Annotated in this window: 17 protein-coding genes; all 17 read left to right on the top strand. The window is 63.4% G+C overall.

Features of this window, described 5'->3' with window-relative positions:
- Positions 1-504 precede the first annotated feature (504 nt).
- The 17 genes from PLL20_12410 (at position 505) to PLL20_12490 (ending at position 23,569) form a co-directional block, all read left to right on the top strand.
- Positions 505-1,500, top strand: coding sequence for a class I SAM-dependent methyltransferase (locus tag PLL20_12410; GenBank protein HPD30793.1), 996 nt, complete (start codon positions 505-507; stop codon positions 1,498-1,500).
- A 63-nt stretch (positions 1,501-1,563) separates the two neighbouring features.
- Positions 1,564-2,874: an ABC transporter ATP-binding protein gene (locus PLL20_12415; GenBank protein HPD30794.1), complete on the top strand. Its 1,311-nt coding sequence runs from the start codon at positions 1,564-1,566 to the stop codon at positions 2,872-2,874.
- Complete coding sequence (locus PLL20_12420) at positions 2,871-3,827, top strand: glycosyltransferase family 2 protein (GenBank protein ID HPD30795.1); 957 nt, start codon at positions 2,871-2,873, stop codon at positions 3,825-3,827. The genes PLL20_12415 and PLL20_12420 overlap by 4 nt, the downstream gene beginning before the upstream one ends.
- A gap of 1 nt (position 3,828) precedes the next feature.
- Entirely contained in the window at positions 3,829-5,070 is a 1,242-nt protein-coding gene (locus PLL20_12425) for a glycosyltransferase family 4 protein (GenBank protein HPD30796.1), read from the top strand.
- A gap of 4 nt (positions 5,071-5,074) precedes the next feature.
- Positions 5,075-6,142 (top strand): hypothetical protein, encoded by a 1,068-nt coding sequence (locus PLL20_12430; GenBank protein ID HPD30797.1) that lies wholly within the window; start codon positions 5,075-5,077, stop codon positions 6,140-6,142.
- Between the two features lie 12 nt (positions 6,143-6,154).
- The gene (locus PLL20_12435; protein HPD30798.1) at positions 6,155-7,213 is read left to right on the top strand and encodes a GNAT family N-acetyltransferase; all 1,059 of its coding nucleotides are present in this window, start codon (positions 6,155-6,157) and stop codon (positions 7,211-7,213) included.
- 259 nt (positions 7,214-7,472) lie between these two features.
- Positions 7,473-9,431, top strand: coding sequence for an asparagine synthase-related protein (locus PLL20_12440; protein ID HPD30799.1), 1,959 nt, complete (start codon positions 7,473-7,475; stop codon positions 9,429-9,431).
- Positions 9,392-10,975: a glycosyltransferase gene (locus PLL20_12445; protein ID HPD30800.1), complete on the top strand. Its 1,584-nt coding sequence runs from the start codon at positions 9,392-9,394 to the stop codon at positions 10,973-10,975. Before PLL20_12440 ends, PLL20_12445 begins: the two co-directional genes overlap by 40 nt.
- Before the next feature lie 125 nt (positions 10,976-11,100).
- Positions 11,101-12,372 (top strand): glycosyltransferase family 4 protein, encoded by a 1,272-nt coding sequence (locus PLL20_12450; protein HPD30801.1) that lies wholly within the window; start codon positions 11,101-11,103, stop codon positions 12,370-12,372.
- Positions 12,369-13,676: a glycosyltransferase family 4 protein gene (locus tag PLL20_12455; GenBank protein ID HPD30802.1), complete on the top strand. Its 1,308-nt coding sequence runs from the start codon at positions 12,369-12,371 to the stop codon at positions 13,674-13,676. Before PLL20_12450 ends, PLL20_12455 begins: the two co-directional genes overlap by 4 nt.
- Positions 13,663-15,078, top strand: a complete 1,416-nt coding sequence (locus PLL20_12460; GenBank protein ID HPD30803.1) for an O-antigen ligase family protein — start codon at positions 13,663-13,665, stop codon at positions 15,076-15,078. Before PLL20_12455 ends, PLL20_12460 begins: the two co-directional genes overlap by 14 nt.
- The gene (locus PLL20_12465) at positions 15,075-16,331 is read left to right on the top strand and encodes a glycosyltransferase family 4 protein (protein HPD30804.1); all 1,257 of its coding nucleotides are present in this window, start codon (positions 15,075-15,077) and stop codon (positions 16,329-16,331) included. The genes PLL20_12460 and PLL20_12465 overlap by 4 nt, the downstream gene beginning before the upstream one ends.
- Positions 16,319-18,313: an asparagine synthase (glutamine-hydrolyzing) gene (gene asnB, locus PLL20_12470; protein HPD30805.1), complete on the top strand. Its 1,995-nt coding sequence runs from the start codon at positions 16,319-16,321 to the stop codon at positions 18,311-18,313. The genes PLL20_12465 and asnB overlap by 13 nt, the downstream gene beginning before the upstream one ends.
- Positions 18,310-19,563, top strand: coding sequence for a glycosyltransferase (locus tag PLL20_12475; GenBank protein HPD30806.1), 1,254 nt, complete (start codon positions 18,310-18,312; stop codon positions 19,561-19,563). Before asnB ends, PLL20_12475 begins: the two co-directional genes overlap by 4 nt.
- Entirely contained in the window at positions 19,560-20,963 is a 1,404-nt protein-coding gene (locus PLL20_12480; protein HPD30807.1) for a phenylacetate--CoA ligase family protein, read from the top strand. Before PLL20_12475 ends, PLL20_12480 begins: the two co-directional genes overlap by 4 nt.
- Positions 20,964-21,584: 621 nt before the next feature.
- Positions 21,585-22,556 carry a prepilin-type N-terminal cleavage/methylation domain-containing protein gene (locus PLL20_12485; GenBank protein ID HPD30808.1) on the top strand — a complete coding sequence of 324 codons (972 nt, stop codon included), beginning with the start codon at positions 21,585-21,587 and terminating at the stop codon, positions 22,554-22,556.
- Positions 22,557-23,050: 494 nt separating this feature from the next.
- Positions 23,051-23,569 (top strand): sigma-70 family RNA polymerase sigma factor, encoded by a 519-nt coding sequence (locus tag PLL20_12490; protein ID HPD30809.1) that lies wholly within the window; start codon positions 23,051-23,053, stop codon positions 23,567-23,569.
- Positions 23,570-23,577: the final 8 nt, after the last annotated feature.

The following is a 23,577-nucleotide window of genomic DNA, read 5'->3' on the forward strand; positions in this document are numbered from 1 at the left end:
TCGGTGGAGGATTGTTATCGTCATGGATGCCGAATGCGGAAAGGATTCCGCGGGGAATGCGGCCCGGAAAGGATTCCGGGCCGAGCGGAAAGGATTCCGCAGCGTGTACGGCCCGGAAAGGATTCCGGGCCGAGCGGAAAGGATTCCGCGGGGGATGCGGCCCGGAAAGGATTCCGGGCCGAGCGGATTCATTTGGAGGCGCATGCCCACGCAGAGCCGTGGGCATGGCACCCGGCGGACTTGCCCTGCCTGCTTCAAAGGCGCATGCCCGCGCAAAGTCGTGGGAATGGCACTCGGTGCTTTTTGCGGCGGCACGGAGGACCGCGATCACTACGCCCGATAATGACTTCGTTGGCAGCCTCCAGGCGAAGAGCACTTATAGGGCCGGCTTATCTCGGACCTTGGAACATCCGACAAAGACAGGATCAGCAGTGTAGTGGGCGTGTGCTGCCGGGAAGGCAGGCCGCGCCGAGCCTGCGCCGAACGCAAACGGAGCTGGAAGACATGCCACCAGCGATGGTAGAACGCGAGGTTGGGGCCTCGACCGTTAATATCGACGATTTCATCGATCCGGCGCGGCCGCTGAGCTGGTCGGCGCAGATGATTGCGCTGCTGCGGTCGGGCCACTATCGGGAGGGGTATGAGATCCTGGCCGAGAAGATGCCTTTTGTCGAGAACATGCTGCGGCCGTTCGCCGAGCGGCTCGAGGGCAAGGAGAACTACTGGACCGGCACCTACGATTGGATCAAGCGTTTCATTGATGACAGCCGGCCGCTGAGGATTCTGGATATCGGATGCGGCATCGGGTCGGGAGCGATGGAGTTTGCTCTCGAAGGCCACCAGGCGTGGGGGATCGACGTGTTGGACTGCATGATCGAGCGGGGCCGCGAGGTGGCCGATTCGCTTGGGCTCTCGCAGCGAGTTCACCTGCTGGTCGGAGACATCCGGCGGCTTGAGAAGCACTTTGAGTCGTCTTTTTTTGATGCGGTGGTGGCGTGCGATATCTTTGAGCACTTGGACGACGAGTCCATTCTGGAGGTACTTGGCGGACTGAAGGGGGTGATGCGGCCGGGCGGAACCATCGTCATTCAGACCTCGCCGTGCCGATACTACTACTGGTTCGACCCGGGTCGCAAGAAGATGCTCGCCATGCTGGTACCGCTGGCCTGGATGCCGGACCGGTTGTTCACCGCGTACGTGCGATGGCTGGATCGTTGGCCGCTTCGTCGCTTGCGCACGGAGCACACGCGTTTCTATCGGCACGAGCCTGGACACATTAATTGCATGGACCACGTTCATCTGCGCAGGCTGCTCAAGCAAGCCGGGCTGGAGCAGGTTCACACTTTTGCGGTCAACGCCCACCCCGGCTTCAAGGATGAGGGCTGTCTCAAGGCCGGTTGGACGAGACGTCTGTTCAGGGGGAAGTCGGTTGCCTGTCGAAATGTGTTCGGGATCGCGAGCGTGCCGCAGGGAGCGGAGGTGGGAGCGCAGGCCCGCTGACCCGAAGGTTCGACCGTCGGCAAGACACGTGAATCGCCGCGGGGAGGCAGGTGCGAAGCAGGTATGAGTCAAACACGGAACGTTGCGATCGAGATCGAAGGCTTGTGGAAACGGTTTCGCAAGGGCGGGGCCGACGGGTTGTTGTGGGAATCCGCGCTTCGCGTTTTGCACCGGTTGCGTGGTCGCGGTGCCGGGGCGCGGGACGTCTTCTGGGCTTTGCAGGACGTTGCTCTGACGGTGCACCGCGGTGAAGCCGTCGGCATCATCGGTCCGAACGGTGCGGGCAAGAGCACGTTGCTGAAGATTCTGTCACGGGTTCTAAGGCCGGACCGAGGGCGGGTCAGCGTCAACGGTCGGCTCAGCGGTTTGATCGAGGTCGGTGCCGGTTTTCACGGCGATTTGAGCGGGCGCGAGAACATCTTCGTCAACGGCGCGATCCTCGGCATGCGGAACGACGAAATCCGTCGCAAGTTCGATCAGATTGTTGAATTCTCGGGGATCGGCGAGTTCCTCGACATGCCGGTCAAGCGTTACTCCTCGGGCATGTACGTCCGCCTGGGTTTCTCGATCGCCGCGCAGATGGAACCCGACGTGCTGCTGGTGGACGAGGTTCTTTCGGTGGGGGACGTGCAGTTCAAGGCCAAGTGCATGGACGCGATGCGTGGTTTTCTTCGACGGGGAACGTCGGTGCTGTTCGTGTCGCACAACCTCGCCCAGATCAAGCGGTTTTGCGACCGGGTGGTGTTGCTGGACCACGGCCGGGTGCGGCTTGAAGGATCGCCCGACGCGGCCATCGCCGAATACAGCCGCCTGGTGAGCGACATGGAGGACGCCAATCCTACCGGCATCGAGCATTCTCATATCGGCGGTCGCGGTCGAATCGACAGCGGGGCCCGGATTACGGCCGTTCGCATCCTTGACGGAAGCGGTCAACCGGCCCGGACGTTCACGTCCGGTCAGCCTGTGCGCCTGGAAATTGACTATTTCATCGATCCTGTCACCGGCGGGATTATGGAGCCTAACGTCGTGATTTCGGTTCATATGTTCGGTGCGGGGCTTTTCTATCAATTCGAATCGCTGCGTGACGGCCTTCGCCTGGGGCGATGTGTGGGAGCCGGCACGGTAGCGGTTCGCCTGCCGTGGTTGGCGCTCGGGGAGGGCGTGTATCAGATCGGAGTGGCACTGGCCGACCGGAAAGGGCTGCCCGAGCACGACTGGCACGATCGCGCGTACCGGATCAACGTCGTGTCCGACGGCGCGACCGACGGACCGGTGCATCAGCCGCGCGAGTGGCAGATTGTTGCCGGGGGCAATGAATCGGGATGCGAGCAGCCGATCGCGGCAACCAGCGAGGCCGCGGGGGTGCCGGCGTGAGCCTGTCCGCTGCACCGGTTACCGTCGTTATTCCGTGCCTGAACGCTGAGAAGACGCTTCCCGCCGCCATCGAGAGTGTCTTGTTTCAGACGGTGCCGCCGATCGAAGTGCTGGTTGTTGATGACGGCAGCACTGACCGAAGCGCGGCGGTTGCAGCGGCGATCGATCCTCGGGTGCGCGTGCTCAGAAACCCGTCGCGAGGGCCGGGTGCGGCGCGGCGGCTGGCGGTCAGCGAGGCTCGCGGCGAGTACATCGCCTTTGTCGACGCCGATGATACGGTTGATCCGACGAAGCATGAGAAGCAGCTTGCGGTGCTGGAAGACAGCGACCCTCACACGCTGGTTCATACGGGCTCGCTCGCCCGCTGGGTGGATGGCAGCCGCCCATCGTACCAGCGGCAAGGTGCGGAGGCGGCCGTCGGGCGATGCACGCAGGTCATTTTCGAGCGTAATCCGGTCTGCGGGGCGTCGACGATGCTACGGCGCTCCGTGATTCTCGAACTGGGCAACTATCAGGCGGATCTGTTCGGCACGGAGGATTTCGGCATGTCGCTCGTAGCCTCCACTTGCTGCGACTTCGTCTATGTCCCCGAGCCGTTGTATATCATGAACCAGCATGCGACGAACATCACCCGGCGCCGGGCGCATATGGCCTACGTTCACTGGCTGGCGCAAGATTACTTCCGGCGGCGCTGCCCGGAGGCGTTTGCGGCGCTTCCGGCCGAGTCGGTTCAGAAGTACATGATCGAACCGGTCTTGCGGACGGTGCTGGATTCATATTGGCGGCGTGAGTCGGCCGACTATCAGCGTCTTCTTCGGCTTGCGGTGACGATTGCGCCGCACGATCCGCGGATTCGGCGACTCTGGAAGCGACGATACGTTCCGATGACAGTGTTGCGATGGTGGGATCGGTTGACAGGCACGCTGCGGCCGGTGGTCGGGGAGGTCTCCTGAGATGAAGATGGAGTCCATGGGATGCGGACCGCCGCACCTGGCGCTGGTCACGGCGAACCCAATTTGCATCGGGGGCATGCAGACGTTCTCGCGTTTTCTTGTCGAAACCGCATGTAAGGCGGGCTGGCGAGTCACCGTTGCATTGTCGGGCGAGAATGTTTTCGCCGGCGTTCGTGGCTCGCTTGACGTAGACCGCGTCGACTGGGTCGACGCGGACCTTTGCGGCGACCGGCGGTATCATTTGCGGACGATTCTTTCCCGGCGTGGGTGGTTTCGCGAGCATCGGCCCGACGTCGGGTTGTTTGTCCAATCGTCCAATACGCCGTTCCGCTCGTCGGTCGTCGGGGCCGTGCTGGCCGGCACGCCGGTGGTGATGACGCATCGGACGATGCCCTGGATCCGGGACTTCATTCCTGCGGGGCGTCATCTTTTTCGATTGTTGCCCGGGCTTGGCCTGCACAACCGTCGCCAGGTTCTCAAGACCCGAGTCGCCGCGGCCCTGGCGAGCCGGATCGTCTACAACAGTGAGTTCGTCCGGCGGGAATACGAGGGCATCTACGGATATCCGCGAAGTAAGGGCTGCGTCATCGTGAACGCCGCGCCGCCGGTCGACGGCGTCGTTGCCCGGCGTCGGTTTCAGGACTGTGTGGTCATCGGCTATTTGGGTCGCCTGGCGGACGAGAAGCGGATTGACGTGTTGATCCGCGCGTTTGCGGCGATGCGACATCGGCAGAAGGCTCGACTGCTGTTCTACGGCGACGGGCCGCTGCGTGAATCGCTGGCGAAGCTTGCCGCCGACCTGGGTATCGCCGATCGCGTGGAATTCCGACGGAGTACGTCGGATGCGGCGGCGGCGTATGCTGAGATGGATATTGTGTCGGTGTGCTCGCGGCGGGAGTCGTCGAGCAACACGGTGCTGGAGGCGATGGCAGCCGGCAGGGCGGTAGTCGTGTCGGACGCCGGGGGCTTGCCCGAACTGATCGACAATGGTCAAGCCGGCGTCTGTGTGGCAGTGGGCGACATTGCCGGGATGGCTGACGCGCTGGATCGCCTGGCGGTGGACCGGGACGAACGCATTCGTTTGGGACGGGCAGCTCAAGCTCTTGCGCGGCAGCGTCACGACGCGGGCCGCGTGGGCAGACAATGGCTCGATTTGCTTGGGGAGGTTGCGGCACAACGACGTTGCCGGCGCAAAGCCTCGGTTGACGACTTGAAGGCCGAGCCGGTCGCGTCCACGAGATAGGACCATGGCCAGGTTGATGGTCAACATTGATACGGAGGAGGAAGGCCTTTTCAGGGGGCACTATCCAACGCGCGCGTGGTCCCTTGGACACCTGGCCGAGTTGCCTCGGTTACAGGGAGTTTTCGACCGATTTGGTGTGCGGCCGACGTATCAGGTGACCACACCGGTGATCATGGATCGCGTCGGCAGCGGGCACCTGGAGCGTTTCCTGGAAGAAGGCCGTTGCGACGTCGGCGGCCACCTGCACCCGTGGGTGACCGAGCCCCTCGCGGGATTGCCTGCCGACGATGCTCACTCGATGCCGTGCATGCTGGCTCCGGCTCTGGTGCGAGCGAAGCTGATCACCTTGACGCGGCAGATCCGCGAGCGTTTCGGCGTTCAACCGATCGCTTACCGATCGGGGCGCTACGGCAGCAGTGCCGCGCACACACCTTTTCTTCTTGAGCTGGGCTATCGCGTCGAGACCAGCGTGTGCCCGTTCGTATCGCACACTCCGTTTGGCGGTCCCGACTACTTTGATGCTCCGCTGGCGCCGTATTGGCTGGGCAATGAGAGCATGCTCGAACCGGAACCCAGCGGCCGACTGCTCTGCGTGCCGATCAGCGCCGGGTTCGGCAGTCCAGATTTCGAGACCGCACGTCGGTTGTATCGCCGTCTCGGGAGAACGCGATTGCGGCATTTGCGTCTCGTCGGTCTTCTGCACCGGCTGCGATTGCTCCGGTTGATCCGGCTCAACCCCGAAATGACGGGCCTGCACGATATGATCCGTCTTTGCCGGGCGTTGTTACGGCGGGGCACCGAACTGTTTCATCTCACGTTTCACAGCTCGAACATCGGCATCGACGGCACGCCCTATGTGCCCGATCGCGAGGCGAGGGACGCGTTTCTGGATCGACTGTCAGGGGTGCTCGATTTCCTGGTGAACGAGAACGGCGTTCGGCCGGTGACGGCGCGCGAGTACTACGATCTTGTTTGCGCGTGTCGGACGAGCCCGGCTCGACGTGAACCGCAACGCAGCGCTGATTCGGTGGGTGCGGCCATGGCCTGCGCCGAGACCGCGTGTTGCACATGAGCACGTGAACACATGAAGATTCGAGCGACCAGACCCGATGAGCTGAACGCGGTGGCGGCTTTTTTGACCGACGGCGGCATGCCTCACACCGCCGCCACGCTGCGATGGAAGTTCTGGGATTCGCCCGGGCGCCTGAACGGCTGCGGCAAGTCCATCGTCGCCGAGATTGACGGCAGGATTGTCGGCCACATCGGAATCATGCCCGCGACCGTCCACCTTGACTCGCCGGGGGCGTCAGGAGTGCCCGGAGGATGGTTTGTGGATTGGGTGGTTCGCAGGGATCTTCGCAGTCGTGGCATTGGCATTTTTCTGCTTCGCGAGGCGGAGAAGACGTGCCGAGCCCTGATGACCATTCAGGGTACGGCGGATACCCGACAGGCGTTGCCTGCTCTGCAGTGGGTTCGGCAGGATGGCTTGTCGGTATTCAAGCTCAATGTCCGGGCAGGCGGCACCTGCGAGGAGGCCGGGCTGGGTCGGCGAGTCGCCACGGAGTTGGCTCGTGTCGTTCGCTACCACCCGGTGCGATGGCCCGCTCCGGAGGGCTGGTCTGTGACGCTGGCGGGAGAATCGCCGGCTGCTGATCCTTGGCACGAGCTTGATGCCGTTTTGGCGCGGCAGCATCAGAGTCTCAACGGGGCATTCTGCCATTTCGATCGCTCGGCCGAGGCTCTGCGCTGGTTATTCATGGCCCACCCGGCCGGGCATTACCGTTTGACGATTGCACGCGACGCGGCCGGGCCTGCCGGCTACATCATCTGGCGGACTTGCCGAGACTCCGGCCACCGAATCGACGGTCGCATTGTGGATATTCTGGCGCCGTGGGAGCGCCCGGATGCCTGGCGATGGTTGGTGAGCGTTGCGGTTGCACGGTTGGCAGCACAGGGTGTTGTGCAAATCAGTTGCCTGGCCGGTGCTGATTCGGTGCTGGGCGACGCGCTGCGGGTCAACCGCTTCCTGTCGCGACAGGATCTGCCGCTGTGGATCAGCCCGCTGGCCGCCGAGTTCTGTATTCCCCGACGCTGGCACGTCACCTTCGCCGATAGTGACATCGACACGGCGAGCAGGGAATGACCCATGAAGTGGGGCCGACGCCCCCGTCGGTCCTCCCGATCAACGCGGGTCGTTCGGTTCTGCATTATCGATCCGATAGCCTCAGATGGTCTTTCCAACGACCGATATAGTGATGACGCACTGGTGCAGGGGTCGGTGTGCGCGCGGCCCATGCACTGGCGGACAGGCAGTCAGCGGCACCCGTGCACAGCCGGCCGACGGCTGATGCGGAGGTTGGTCGCTACGAGGGCACGCGGAGTATCGCGGAGGAGACTCTGTATTGAGTCCGGGAGTTGTTCTGGTTTGTGATCCGCGAGTCGGGCAGGCCCGCACGCTGGTGGCCGGAGTGCTCGATGCGCTCGGCGCTTCGTCGTCGGAGAACCGCGAAGCCAGTGCGGTTGAAACCCAGGCTTGCGCCGGGGTCAACTGGGCGGCAGCGACGGTGGCGATGTGCTCGGCAGAGTCGACATCAGGGTCCTGTGCTTACAGCGACGGTCATGACGTGCTGCTCTGGGCCGGTGAGATGCTCCTTCCCGTGGCTTGGGTCCACGGGGGGGCAGCCTCGCGTGAGGCGGTGGCCGAAGTCGTTCTGCGTCGCCTGCAAGCCCAAGGGTTCGGCATTCTGGAAGAGATCGACGGCGCATTCTGCGGTGCATGGTACGAGCAGTCGCGCCGTCAGTGGAACGTGTTCAATGACAAGCTCGGGCTGATTCCCGTGTTCTATGCCGCCCGAGCCGATCGCCTGGTGATCGGTCCGACGGCACGTGTGGTGTGGCAAGCGACAGGTGAGCCGCTGACTCTGAGCGAGGAGGGCTTTTGCGACCTGCTCCGCTGCGAGAACATGACGGACGAACACACGCTGATTGAAGGCGTCAATTGGCTCAAGGGCGGCCACGTGCTGCGCTGGTCGCCGGGGCATTGCCGAACCCAGCGATACTGGGATTTTCGATTTGCGGACTCAGAGAAGTGTGATCGGGAAGAAGCCATCGAGCAGTACACGTCGATTCTCTGTGGCACGATGCGGCGTCATGCGGATTGCAGGGCACCCTTGCTGTTGGGGATCAGCGGAGGGCTCGATTCGAGGATGTTGCTGGGCATGTGCGCGGAGATCGGCCGGCTGCCGTTGTGTTTCACCGTTGGCTGGTCGTTTTCCGACGACGTCCGCTATGGCCGAGGGCTGGCACGGGCGGCGGGTGCGACGCACGAATGGGTTGGGCTTGAGGAGAAGGATCTGCCGGAGCGGCTCACCCAGGCGATCCTTGCCACGGACGGGCTGCACAACGTTGCCCACATGGCTCCTGCGGCCACAATGAGAAGCTACCTCGTCGGACACGCCGGAGCCGTGCTGTTGGAGGGCTACCTTCAGGGCGTGGTCGGCGGAGCGTACGTGCCTCTGGACGAAGACGTCGTCGAGGATATGGTGCCGCATCAAAGCCGCTGGGCTCGCTACAGGCTGCATGCCGGCGGCGATGCGTCGATCATCAACGGTCTGTTGCTGCCCGATCCGGCGGACCGGAGCTACCGCCGCTGGCAAGAACGAATCGACACGACCTGGCGTCTGGCTCCGACGGACGATCCGCTGGGCAAGGCAGAATACGTCGTTGCCGCCTCTCGCAGCGGACGGATTGACGTTCTCGGAACGGCCATGCTCCGGGACAGCGTCTGGGTGCGCTGTCCGGCGTGCGACAATGCCGTGCTTGCGTGGCGCGAGCGGACGCCGCCGCGATGGCGCCGGGGCAAGCAGCTTTTCCTGGAGGTGATACGGCGGCAGTTTCCCAAGCTGGCTCGCGTACAGCGGACGGCTTCGAGTGGTTTGCCCGTCAGCGGGAATCGTTGGCTTCGCGAGTACTGCTGGCAGAAGGAGAGATTGCACCGTTGGTGGACCGGGCTGGGGCATCCGTGGACGCGCAAGTGGGGCACCGGCGGTAACGCGGGGCGAGCCTGGGCGTTCGCGACATGGCGGGCGACGGGCGGTCTAGATGTGCTGACGTCCGCAAACGCCCGGATCCTGAACTGGGTTCGTCGAGATCGGTTGATGGAAGTGTGGGAGCAGGCGGTGCGTGATCCGCTGGAGTGCGGGCCGGTGATGGCCCTGGCAACGGCGGAGATCATGATCCGGCACCTCGAGCGGATTCGCCCAGGTTTCCGGGGGGTATCACCGGGCCAGGTTCAGTTCGTGATGATGGAGACGCCGGCTTCGTGCAAGCCACAGCCGGCGTGGGCGGGAACGGCGTGCTAAGAACGGACGATTCGATGACGGTTGATGAGCAGCGACAACGGTGGACCGAATGGGTTCTGCAACGGCCGGAGATCACGGCCGAAACGCGCGGCGGTCGTGCGCTGTTGATCAGCTACATCTTCCCGCCCATCGGCGGGAGCGCCGCACAGCGACCGGCCAAGCTGGCCAAGTACCTGCCTCGTTACGGGTGGGATGTTGAGGTGCTCACGGCCGGCCACAGTCGCTTTCCGTGGCGAGATGATTCGCTTCTTGCCGATGTTCCTGACGGGTGCCGTGTGCATCGGGTCTCCGGCCGTGAGCCGGCTTGCATGGCGAGAACGCTGGCGAAGCTCGTTCCCCATGCCGGATGGTCTGATCGAATCGAACACGGCATGCACTGGCGACTATCCACTCTCTTGCAGCGGTTCGGGCTTGACGACCCGCAATCGCTGTGGGTTGGACCGGCCGTGCGCTTTGCCGTCCGGCAACATCGCAGGGGCCGTTACGACGTGATCGTCTCGAGCGGTCCTCCGCATTTCGCGCATTGGGCGGGGCTCCGAATCGCCCGGCGGACGGGCGTACCCTGGGTGGCCGACGTTCGCGACCCCCTGGTCAGCGATTTCGACCGGTCGCTCACGACAGGGAGAAAGACGGAGTCCATGCGGCGTCTGGAATCGCAGATCATGAAGCATGCTGCGATGGTGATCACCACGTGTCCCTCGCTGGCGGACGAGTTCCGGCGGCGTTTCGCCGATCGTCGGCCTGATTCGATCCGCTGCATCACCAACGGATTTGACCGCGACGACCTGCTGGTCGCTCTCGACGTGCAGCCCCAGGGTCGGGATCTGTTTGTGTTCGTTGCCGCGGGTGCGTTCTATGGTCGCCGGGAAATCGGCCGCATCGTGACGCCTTTGCAGGCCGTTCTGGCCGGCCACCCGGAATGGACGGATCGTGTGCGTCTGGTGATTGCCGGAACGCTCGACGCCCAACAGCAGCGGGAATGGCAACAGCACAGCCCCCCCTGGTTGACGCTGGCCGGATACCTGGACCACCCGGCCGTCGTGCGCCTGGCCGCCGGGGCCGCATGCACCATCGTGGTCGTGCCACAGTGCAAACACGGCGAAACGAGCATTCCGGGAAAGACCTTCGAACTGCTGGGGTTGCCGACCCACTTGCTGGCTCTCGTACCGACAAACGGAGACACCGCCCGCATCGTTCGCGAGGCCGGGGCGTCGACGGTAGTCGCTTTCGAGGATGGTCCGGAGGTAGCGGCGGCCATGGAACGGATTATTGCCGACCATTTTGCCGGACGGCTCGAATGCGGCCGGAGTTGGGCTGCGGTTGACCGTTATGACCGGGCTTGTGCGGCGAGGGGTTTTGCGGAGTGCTTGAACGTCGTGATCGACGGAAGAGCTTCGCTTCCAGCTTGTGCCGTCCGAACGTCCGATATCGAGTCGGGCGCCACGGGAACCGCCGATAATACCATGGTGTATGCGGGTTTGGGTGAGGTTTCCGCTTCGCCGACCGACTTGCTCAACGTCTCAATATCACCTCAACTGCGATAGCCAAAGACCGATATTTATCGCATGGTGTTCCAACGCGCCGGGTGGTCTCTGCGCGCTGGTCCCAGTGTTGACACGTGGTCTGCGAACCGGTCCGGCGAGATGCCGGCCGCGAAGAGTGAGACTGCATGGGGCGGATGGTTCGTCAACTCATGTTCGTCAGCGACGCTCCGAGCTTCGGCGGCGCGGAGCGATACATCATCGCGATGGCTTTGGCGGCGAGACGGCGAGGTCTTGATGCCTCGATATGCTGGCTGCCCCGGCCGGGTTGCGGGCAGGCGGTGTTCGATATCGCTCGGGAGAACGGCATTCGACTCGATGTCGTGGATCCGCGGCGTACCGCCAGTCTTGGCGGTCTGGCGCGAGAGTTCACCGCCGTGCTTCGGCGAGAGAACCCTGACGGCGTGATCATCAACGCGTGCGGCCGGCCGCGATTCTGGATCCTGCCGTGGTTGGCGAGGCGGGTGTCCGTTCCGGCGGCATGGGTTCACCAGATGGTCGATGCTTGTGACCATCGTCGCCTGCCGGCCAGGTGGTTGGGCGGGCGGCTTGAGGGGCTGCACTGCTGGCGGCTGCCGCAAATGCTCAGGCACAGACTGGCGGGCACGGGGGCAACGGCGATCGTCACGCTCAACGCAGACGATCGCGAGCGAATCGTCCGTTGGCAAGGCGTTTGTCGCGACAAGGTATTCGCGATTCCGCACGGCGTGGATTGCGTGCGTTTCGAGTTCGATGCGACGGGCCGTCAGAGATGGCATCATGAGTGGGGCATCGATGCGGTTTCGCCTCGCCCGTTTGTCGTCGGCGCGGCCGGAAGACTCTCGCGTGAGAAGGGCGTTGATTTATTAATCGAGGCGGCGTCGATTGCCCGGCGGGAGGGGTTGTCCCTTCTCCTGGTCATTGCCGGCCGGGGCAGCGAGCAAGATCCGCTGGTCCGGCTGGCCGCCGATCGGGGCCTGGCCGGCGCGATTCGATTCGTGTCGTTCGTCGAGGACATGCCGTCTTTTTACAGCGCGCTGGATGCGTTCGTACTGAGCAGCCGCACCGAGTCGTTCGGCCTGGCTCTGGCCGAGGCGATGGCGTGTCGGCGGCCGGTGATCGCAACGCCGACTTCCGGCGCGACCCGGCAGATCAGGCACTTGCACAACGGGTGGCTGCTCCGCGGCTTCGAGCCGTCGGAACTGGCCCGGGCGATCACCGCACTCGCCGCCGATGTTGAAGGTCGTCGGCGGATGGGAGGCAACGGACGCGAGTCGGTCATGCGGTGCTTCAGCATCGAGCTGACTCTGGAGCGTACGCTGCGGGCGCTTCGCGGCAGCGCTCGCGAACGGTCGCACTTGCGTTGGCCGGGCATGAATGAATCACCTTTCGTGAGCATGACTGCCGAGGAGTGCGCATGAGGCTGCTGGTTCCGCTGCCTTTTGACGTTTCGAACCTGGCCCACGGCCGGAACCTGCGTATTGCGCACGTTCTGCCCGCGCTGCAATCGAATTGCGAAGTCCTTTGCGTGGCGTCCAACGAGCACATTGCGGCCGCCGCTCGTCGAGTCATGCCTGGTGTGGAGGTGCAGGTTGCCGGCAGGGTCAAGGGGGGTTGTCCTGAGAACCATGCTTTTCACTGTGAGCCGTTTCTGGTTCGTCGATCGCTGTCGTTCCTGGGTTATGACGAGGGTTTTGCCGAGGTAATTGCCCGCCTGGGCGTTTCGGCAGACGTGGTTGCGGGTTTTGACATGCCCTCGGTTGCTCCTTTGCTCGCAGCGGCAGAGACGCGGGGTGAAAACCGGCGGCCTCGAATCGTTTGCGATCTGATCGACGACCCGTGGTTACTGCATCGCAGCGCGACGCGGGCTTATCGCCGATCTTTGACCGGCATGAAGGCGGCCGCTGCCATGCAAGTCGTGCGCTGCCGTGTCCTGAGCCGCTTTGATGCGCTGACGGCCGTGGCTCCGCAGGATGCTTCGCGCCTTGCGCGAGTTTCGGGACGGCCGGCCGTGGTAGTCCCCAACGGCGTGGAGGCCAGTACGAGCGCAGCCGAGCGGCGGCCTCGCGAACCGCTGGTGGTCTTCACCGGCAACATGAGTTTTCCCGCCAATGAGACCGCGGCGTGCTTCGTGGCCCGCAAGGTCTGGCCCCTTGTGTTGGCGTCGTATCGTTGCGGCCCGGCAGGATCGAGTCATTGCCGGGTACCGACGCTGGCCATCGTGGGAGCCAATCCGACGCCGGACGTGTGCAAGCTGGCCAACTTGTCGAACGTGACGGTGACCGGTTGGGTGCCAAGCGTGCGGGATTGGCTGGAGCGAGCCCAGACCGCCGTTGTGCCGATGCTGGGCGGCACGGGCATCAAGAACAAGATCCTGGAGGCGTGTGCGGCGGGCTGTCCGGTCGTGGCGACCTCAATCGCGACCGGCGGTCTGCCGGTCGGTGAAGACTTCGGCATCATCATTGCCGACGGCCCCGAGCGAATTGCCGCGGAGTTGCTCAGCCTTCTGGTTGACCCGACGAGGGCCCGGCGGATCGGATCGGCCGGGCTTGATATGGTGCGGGCCCGCTTCTCCTGGAGCCGTGTGGCCGTGGAATTCCTTGCCGTTCTCCGGGGAGAGACGGCCGCACCGGCGGATTCGGACGGCGGCAGTGACAAACAGGATGAGACTTACAGGCGATGCGAGGTCGAAGAGATGGAGGCGCTCACTCATGCCCCTTCGTAGCATCGCTTTCTTGCTCTATTTCTTTGGCAGCGCGGGCGCCTCCCTCCTCGTGCCCATCGCCGGCGTGTTGTGCTACATCGTGTTGTACAACGTCTATCCGCAGTCGACCTGGTGGGGCAAGTACCTTGAACCGCTGGGCATTCGCTACGCATACGTTATCGCCGCCTGCCTGACGGTCGGGGTGATTGTCAACCTCAATCGCCTGCGTTATGGACGACAGGTCGCGCATCCGGTTGAGTGGGGGATGCTGTTGGTGTTTCTGAGCATGCTCATGTCAGGCGTGACCGGTGTCGCCTGGAACGAGCGTACCGATTTCGTGATCGACAAGATGTGGAAGGTCTTTCTGTTTGCCTTCATGATGAGCCACGTCGTGGTGACGCGGCGGCACGTCTGGCTGTTGTTGATCGTATTCACGGTCATGTCCTTGTACCTCGGCTATGAAGCCAAGAATGCGCCGCCGGGGGCTTTTCTGCAAAACCGGCTGGACGGTATCGGGGGTCCCGACTTTCGCGAGTCGACGGGCCTGGCGATTCACCTGCTGGCTCTGCTGCCGTTTACGGCTGTTTTGCTGTGGCAGAAGTACTGGCGATTCAGGGTACTGGCTTTTTTTGCCGCCTGCTACGGTGTCAATGCGATCCTGCTGTGTCGTGCGCGATCGGCGTTCATCGCCGGCCTGGTCGCGGGTCTTACCGCCGTCTGGTACGTGCCTCGTCGCTATCGCAGTTGGGCCGCGTGTGTGCTGGTGCTTGGCCTGCTGGGCAGCGTCAAGCTCAGCGATCAGTGGTTCTGGGAGCGAATGAAAACGATCGTGAGCTCCCGCGAGGAGCGCGAAGTCTCGTCAGCAGCCCGCCTGCTTATCTGGGCATCGGCGTGGGAAATGATCAAAGACAGGCCGCTCGGCGTGGGCATCGGGCAATTCCAGCGGATGACGAATCGCTATACCACGCCCGAACTGCGGCGGATTTATGGAAACCCCGCCACCGAATCGGTGAACATGATCGCCCGGGACGCCCACAACTCGTTCATTCTCTGTGCCGCCGAGACGGGCATTCCCGGTTTGGCCTGTTTTCTGTTGACGCTGATCATGGCCTGGGGAACGCTCTCGCGATTGAGACGACGGGCTCGCCGGTATCTATCGGACCCGGCCATGTTTGAGATGCTGGTGTTCGCCAACCGGATGGCCTTGCTGGTTTACCTGGTCGGCGGCATGTTTACCAGCCGCTTTTACACGGAGGGTTTCTGGTGGATGGTCATCCTGCCGGTTTGTCTGAAGCGTGCCGTCGAGAACGAGATTCGTGACGAAGTGTGCGAAAAGGCGACCGTTCGGGCATTGCTCGATGACTGGATTCCTCGAGGGGACCGGTTGCAGCCCGAACTTGTCATGGGAGGGCAACCGGCATGACGACGGGCACTTCGGCGGGACCGGGCCGGCCAACGGATGCCCGCAGTCCGAGCAGCCTGAGGCGTATTCGCGTTTTGCACGTGATTCCCTCGTTGTTCAGCGGCGGGATGGAACGTTTCCTGATCGAGTTGATGAGGGCCTCAACGCCGGTCGGCGGGGCCGGCGAAGGTTGCCGCGTGACCCACGGGGTGTGCATTCTGAGAGCCGCGGACGACCGCTTGTTCTCGCAGTGCAAGTCGCTGGCGACCACCTGGGTGCTCGGGAGGCACAAGGCGCGAGACTGGAGTTGCTGGAAGCAGATACGGCAGGTGATTCGCGATTTCGAGCCCGACGTGGTCGAGGCGTTGAGCACGGGGGCGTGGGTGGACGCGGCCCGAGCCGTCGGCCGCTCGCGTTCGACCAAGCTTTCGCTCGTGTTCCACGGGCAGATGGACACGGTCCCGGCGGGTCGGATCCGACGCTGGCTGAACCGTTGGGCGGTGGGCAGGGCGGCCACCGTGATTTCGGTTTCGCGCGAAGCGGCCGATCGGTTGATCAGGGAATGGCATATCCCGGCCGCCAAGATGGTTGCAGTTCCCAACGGGGTTGACGTCAACCGTTTCCATCCGGCCGCTTCCGCCGATGAACGCCTGCGCGTCCGCCGGAGACTGGAGATCCCCGACGGCTCGAAGGTGGCCATTTGCGTGGCCAACCTCGTGCCGATCAAGGCAATCGATGTCCTGCTCGATGCCTGGCGGCAATTGTCGGCTGACCAGCGCGATGCTCGTCTGTTGCTGGTCGGGGACGGGCCCCTCCGCCGGGAGTGGCACAACCTGGCGGAGACCACGGAGTGTCACAAGTCGGTGTCCTTCCTGGGCAACCGCGATGATGTACCCGCGTTGCTGCGGGCTTCGGATCTGTTCGTTTCATCGAGCCGTTACGAGGCATGCAGCATGGCGATTCTCGAGGCCATGGCCAGCGGGCTCGCGGTGGTGGCGACCGACGTTGGCGGCAACGGGGAGCTGGTAGAGCCTGGTCGCACCGGCTGGCTGGTGCCGCCGGACCGGGCCGACCTTCTGGCCCAAGCGCTTGCGGCAGCGTTTGACGACGACCAAGCCCGTATACGGTTCGGCCAGACGGCGAGAGGAGTCGTCATGGAGCGACACGACCTGGAAGCTTGCGCCAGACGGTATTCCACGATCTATCATTCGCTGGCTCTACCCCACACCAAGCGGCCGGCGACGGCACCGGAGGAGCCCGAATGTGCGGCATAGCCGGCCTGGTGCGATTTGCCGGGTTGCGGCCCCACGAGACGTCCGCGGGCCTCGATATGGCTGCGTTCCTGCGTCATCGCGGGCCGGACGAGATGGGGACCTACGTCGACGGCCATGCCAGTCTGGGGCACGCGCGGTTGAGCATTATCGACCTGGCGGACGGCCGGCAGCCGATGTCCAATGAGGATGGAACCATCCAGGTCGTTTTCAACGGCGAGATCTACAACCACCTGGAATTGGCCGAGCAGCTTCGCGCTCGCGGCCACGTTTTGCGAACGCGTTGCGATACCGAGGTGCTCGCACACTTGTACGAAGACCACGGTGATTCGTTCCCCGAGTATCTCAACGGCATGTTCGCGATCGCCATCTGGGACTCTCGCTCGCGGCGGCTGGTACTGGTTCGCGATCGACTCGGCGTCAAGCCGCTCTTTTGGACCGACGATGGTCGCCGCGTCGCGTTTGGATCGGAACTGAAAGCCGTACTGGCCTGCGGCGATCTCGAGCGAAGAATCAATCCTCTGGCATTGGCGGACTACCTCACGTTCGGCCACGTGCCGGCGCCCAAGACGATTTTCAGCGGCGTGCGCAAGCTGGAACCGGGCTGTATGGCCGTCTGCACCGGCTCCGGTACCTCGGTTCACCGCTGGTGGGATATTCCATTCGGGGATGCTGATTCCGCAAAGCCCGACGAGCGAGCCGGACGACGCTGGACGGAGGACTTTGCCTCGCTGCTGGAGAATGCGGTCGACATGCGACTCATGTCGGACGTGCCCCTGGGGGCATTTCTCAGCGGCGGTGTTGATTCATCGGCCGTCGTCGCCGCCATGTGCCGCTGCTCCCAAGACCCGGTACTGACTCACACGGTCGGGTTCGACGAACCTTGCTGTGACGAACGGGAGGCGGCCCGCGTCGTGGCCCACCGACTGGATACCGATCACCGCGAGGTCTTGGTTCGATCGGATGCGGCCGCCGCCATTGAACGGCTGACCCGCCATTTTGACGAACCTTTTGCCGATTCGTGTGCCGTGCCGTTGCTGCGGCTCTCGGAGATCACGCGGCAGCGCGTCACCGTCGCGCTCTCGGGAGACGGAGGCGACGAGATGCTGGCCGGCTACCGGCGATACCGGTTTGACCTGGCGGAAGCGACGATCCGCGAGATGTGGCCTGGTTGGTTGCGACGTTCCACGGCCGGAGCGATGGGCCGGATCTACCCCAAGGCCGACTGGTTGCCCCGCTCGCTGCGGGCCAAAGCGACGTTGTGCAACCTGGCGTGTGATGATATTACCGCGCATTTGCGGAGCACTTCTCTGGCGGCCGGAATGTTGCCCGATCTGCTGCTGCGGCCGGAAATGCGGTGCCGCGTAGTCGGGTATGATCCGTTTGCGCGCGGGCGCGACCTGTTCGCCCGTTGCCCGTCGTCGCTGCTCAATCGTTTGCTTTACGTTGACATGAAGACCCTCATGGTCGACGACATCCTGACGAAGGTTGATCGGGCGAGCATGGCCGTTGGTCTCGAGGTTCGCACGCCGCTTCTGGACTATCGTATCGTGGAGCTGTCCGCCCGGATGCCCGCCTGGCTCAAGCTGGATGGTCGGCGCGACAAGGTGGTACTCCGCGACACGGTCCGGCGCTGGCTGGGGCCCGACGTCGCCGGTCGCCGCAAGAAAGGCTTCGACGTGCCGGTCAACGAATGGTTCCGGGGGCCGCTGCGGCCGATGGCAAGCGACCTGCTGATGTCCCCAGAAGCGGTCTGTTCTCAGTGGATAGACCAGGTTGCGGTTCGCGCCTTGTTCGCCCGACACCAGAGCGGGATCAGCGCCAACGGTCATATTCTGTGGGCTCTGTTGTCGTTGGAGCTGTGGGCGCGGCAGTACGCGCGCGGACCCGGCCCGGTGAGGGAAGGGCAAGACGGTCGCATCCTGAGACGCGGCACAGGCGTTCGATCGCCCGAGGCCGCCGTTTGCGGGGGGATGCCGGCGTGAACATCCTGACCACAACACTGTGCTATCCCACGCTTGCCCGGCCGGATCAGGGCATCTTCATTCAACGTCGCGCGGAAGCGCTTGCGCAGCATCCTGACGTCAGCCTCAGCGTGGTTTCACCTCAGCCGTGGTGTCCGCTGCTTCGCTGCGGCGAACAAACCATTGCTCGGAATGAACCGCTTCCGGTAACTTACCCGCGCCTGGTCAGCATTCCAATGATCGGCTGGGCGACCGACGGTGTCGCGTACGCCGGGACGTTGCTGCGGGTTCTTGCGCGACAGAGGCAGGCCGGCCTGCCCCCGGTGGACCTGATCGATGCTCATTTTGTGTATCCCGACGGCGTGGGCGCCTGGCTGGCCGGTCGGAGGCTGGGAATTCCGGTGGTCGTTACGGTGCGGGGCAAGATCGTTCGGCTTTCTCGCCGCGCATTTCGCCGGATGCAGATCGCGGCCATGCTTCGCGGCGTCGATGCCCGCATTGCGGTCAGTCGAAGCCTGGCTGGGTGGGTTCACAAGGTTGCCGGCAGCGACCTGAATGTTGACGTGGTCCCCAACGGCATACGACCGGACGTGTATCGCCTGGTCGACCGTCAGTGGGCCAGGATCGCTCTCGGCTGGCATCAAACCGCCAGGTATGTTCTTGCCGTCGGTCATTTACAGCGACTCAAAGGGTTTGATCGGTTGCTCGTCGTCTTGCCGGCTCTGCGCGAGGCGTTGGGCGATGTTCGTCTGGTACTGGTGGGCAGTCGTCGTGGCGAGTGGTGGTTTGCCCGAAAGGTTCTGCGGATGATCGAGCGGTGCAATCATGAAGCCGGCTGTCGATGTGTCGAGTTTCTCGGCTTCGTCGATAGTGAACGGCTCAACCTGCTCTACAACGCCGCGGACGTCATGGTCAATTCGTCGCGGATTGAAGGCTGGAACAACTCGATCTCCGAGGCCCTCGCGGCCGGGACACCGGTGGTAGCCACGGACGTCGGCGGCAACCCTGAGCAGATCTCCTCCGACGAGCTCGGCATGATCGTCCGGGACGGCGATCTCGATGCTCTCGCCGGTGCCTTGCGATCCGCTCTTGTCAGGCCGTGGAATCGAGCTCTCATTGCGTCATCGGGCGGGGCTCGCACGTGGGCGCAGGTTGCAGCAGAGGTACACGCGGTATTCGAGCGCGTGCTGGCAGCGCGGGCGGCGCCGGCGGGTCGGCAGTCGCCGGTCGGCATCGACGCTTCGGCTGCGATGGCGGAGGCGACGACATGAACCGCTGGTTCGCCGGACAGGTCTTCTGGCCGCTGACCGAGCGGCTTTGTCGGCGCGATACCATGCGCCGGCTGGCGGAATTGAATCGCACGCAACATCTGCCGCCGGAGGTCATCTGCGAGATCCAGGAGCGCAAACTGCGCCGGTTGCTTTCGACCGCAAGCGAGCATTGTCCGTTCCATAGCCGGCGCATTCGTCAGGCGGGTATCGACGCGAACGATCCGCGACTTGGTCTGAGCGCTCTTGGGTTACTGCCTCTCTTGACGCGAGAGGATATCCGGGAGCATCGCGACGAGATGACCTGGTTCGGCTGCCCTCGCGGCGGACCGCGACTCTATAACACCGGCGGTTCGAGCGGCGAGCCGCTCAAGTTCTATTTCGACCGGTTCCGCCAGGCGGCCGATGGGGGTGCTCGCTGGCGGGCACGACAGTGGTGGGGCGTGCAGCCAGGTGACCCGGAAATCCTCCTCTGGGGCGCGCCGATCGAGTTGGCGGCCAACGATCGTCTGCGTCGGTGGCGGGATGCCCTGCTGAATCAGTATGTGCTCAACGCCTTCGACATGACGGACACGACCATGGACGCGTACATCGATCGCATCCGTGCGGTGCGTCCCGTTTGTCTGTACGGATATGCCGGCAGCCTGGCGCTTCTCTCACGTCATGCGCTGACCAAGGGCTTGGCGCCGGGATCGTTGGGTTCGCCACGTTTGCGAGCGGTCTTCGTGACCGGCGAGGTGCTGGTCGAGCCTGATCGCGAGGTGATCGCCTCGGCGTTTGGTGCTCCCGTCGTCATCGAATACGGCTGTCGTGACGGCGGCTTGTTGGCGCTCGGTTGCCCGGCCGGCCGTTTGCACATTCCACAGGAGAACGTCGTCATCGAACTGCTCGATGAGCAGGGTGAACCCATTGCGGCGGGGGACGTCGGTGAGGTGGTAGTGACACACCTGGAAACCCGTGCGATGCCGTTGATCCGCTATCGCACCGGCGACCTGGCCCGCGCATGGCCGGTTTCGGGGGGTCAGTGCGAATGTGGCGTATCACTGGCTGCCTTGGCCGAGGTTCGCGGCCGCCTGACCGATCAGATTGTCTGCCGTGCCGGCGGCCAGATTCGCCGCATGCACGCTCTTGCCCTGATCTACGTGCTCCGCGAGGTCGACGGCATCCGCCAGTTCCGGATTACTCAACGGTCGCTTGACGAACTTGACGTCGAGGTGGTTCCCACCGCCCGTTTCAGTGTCGACTCGGAACGTGCCATCTTGCTGGGGCTTCACCGCCGGCTGGGAAGCGACGTCAGGATCCGCCTCAACCGCCGGGACCACATCCCCGCGACCGCCTCCGGAAAGCACGCCTGCGTGATCTCGCAGGTCGGGCAGGAACTTGGACCCGGGCTGCCGGGTTGACTGGTTCCTGCGGCTCTTGCAGCCGCCGCCCGCGCGGTTTGAGCCATCCTGAAACTCCACAAGAAAACGTGATTCACCAGGAAAGGAAGAAGAACCGCGGGCGACCACCAACCGGGCGTATCACGGCCGGCCTGCCTTTGGCGGGGAAACCCCATGAAGAGTGTTGATCGCCCAACCTGGACCGGTTGACATGCCCGCCCAGACTGTCACGCACCCTCTGGTGCCAACCCGGCGCGGTTTTATCTTGATCCGCGCCCGAAATGCCTTAGACTGAATACAAAGGCGGAGACAATCCCGGTGCGGGACCGGTATCTTGCTGGTCAACGACTGGCAGGAATCTCGACTCGCACTGTGAAAGAGTCTGCGTTCCCATTTGGGTGAAACGTCTTTCCATTGACGAGCCCGACAGGTCCGTTCCGTTGCTGTCACGCGTCGGGGTAAGGGAATGGCATGGCGTGCATGTCCGATCACCCTGTGTGTTCGCGAATGCCGTGTGGCAATGGTTCCATCGCGGGCTCAGAATGCCGGGGCATGGACGAAGGTTCCGACGCTGTGATGAAGCGGCGATACCTTTGCATCATTGGGATTCGCGGAATGCCGGCAGACACAAGGCGCGCTGTAATGCGATGCGCCGGCCGCTTGCGGGGTGCTCGACCTGCGGCGGACCCTGATCGGCGCACAGCGTTTACCTTGATTGAGATCCTGGTGGTGGTGGCAATCGTCGTTTTGCTCACGGCCATTCTTATTCCGGCTTTGTCACAAGCCCGGGCCCAGGCGCGGCGCTCGGTCTGTCTTTCGAACATGTCGCACTTGGCCAAGGCCGTCCTCTCCTTTTCCGCCACGCACAAGGATCGCGGCCAGCTTTACGCGGACTGGGATTATGTGGATGCCGTGGATCCTGACCACAGCATTTACGCATATCAGAATGGGTGGTTTGAGGACGGCGTACTGAAGAACCCCCACAAGCCGTATCTCAAGCCCTGGCCTGTGGCGTACGCAGGCGAATTGGGGATGCCTTCGGTCCGGAATACCCACCAGTACTTCCTGGACGAAACGACCTATCTGAAGGGGTATCCGGATACCGAGCAGCCGGAATATCACTTCAGGCGATTCGGCAAACACGAGCCCCTTTATTGTCCTGCAGACAAGTTCTCGATTCGGGAGACGAATTCGCCGGAGCACGTTTATGGAGTACTCTCTTATGCCATCAATGAGGATGTCTTCGGGGCAAGGCAGGGCCAGTGTTGCACCCGCTCGGGCTGGAAGGACCAGGCCCTTGGGATCATGAGCCGGATCGCCAATTCGTCCGAGGTTGCGATGTTCACCGATGCCGGGCACGAGACACTTGAAAGGAGCCAGGCTCTCAAGAGTGACGGCAGCATCAGGATCCGGGCCGGGCAGTGGGTACCGACATGGTTCCGGTCGGCCCAGGGCGCGGCCTTTCTCAACGAGGTGAACGCAAAGGTCATCGTGGCGGTTCCGATCGAGCGGCATGGCAAGAACGGCGGTATCAGCGTCGCCTACGCAGACGGGCACGGTTCGTTTGTTGCCGGGTCGGGGGCCTGGGAACTATCGACCGGATTCCCCGCCTAATCCACGGAGCAGCTCGTACGGGTCCCTCTCCGGTACGTTCCCCGAGCCCCGCGTGTCAATCCCTACGCCCCGTGATCGGCCTAGAGGCACGGAGCACGGCGAAGAGCCGTTGGCTCGGAGAGTGTGCCCGCAAGAAGCGGGTTACGATGGCTATCTTTCCGGGCTTCCGTCAGGCTTGCTGGTGCTTCGGCAACTGTTGGCATGCGTTCATCGCTGCTCAGGATTTCATCCCATGCCGGGGTTCGAAGCTTACGGCCAGACATTTGGGTGGCTTGCGCGCGTGTTTCCGGACCGCGGTGCGCTTGGGTTGGGGTCCGGAAGAAGGCGGTTCGCCTTGGGTGCGCCGTAATTGTTTGTCGCAGATGGTTTTATGGGTGATCAATTGGTTGGGCCTGGCTTTGGCCACAAAACTGTGCCGGTTGTCCGAAATCGCGGTATCCTGGCGCATCCTAATAGGCAGAACAGCGACGGACCGGAAGGGTGAAACATTGACAGTGTTCGCGGATTTCACGAAGGACGCCGAGGCAGCACTTATTGCTCAGGTCAAAAGCAATAGTCGCCTGTTTTTCCGCTTGGCCTACGGGGTTGTGCGTGATGTTCAAGCTGCCGAGGATGTCTGCCAGCAGGCTTTTCTACGGGCCTGGGAGCTCCGCGGCCGGATCCGCGATATGGAGGCCATGCGGGCCTGGCTGGCCAAGGTGGTGGTGAATGAGAGTCTGGTCGTGGTTCGACGACGCAAGAGTGAACAACGTGCCAGGAACCTGTATCCGGTGCCCGACGAGGATTGTCGACAACCGTGCGAGCGAGCCGAGTTCCGGGAACGACTGCAGGATGCGCTTGATCAATTGCCGGAGCAGACGCGAATGGTTGTCGTGTTGCGGCTGTTGGACGGCATGAGCGGCAACGAAGTGAAATCACTGCTGGGTTGCAGCGCCTCCGAGGTCTCCAGGCGGCTTCATCAAGGAATGGAACGTCTTCGGGGTTTGTTGGCCGGTCAGTACGCCGCAGATTGAGGAATCAG

The organism is Phycisphaerae bacterium (assembly GCA_035384605.1).
In the GTDB taxonomy this organism is placed as follows: Bacteria; Planctomycetota; Phycisphaerae; order UBA1845; family PWPN01; genus JAUCQB01.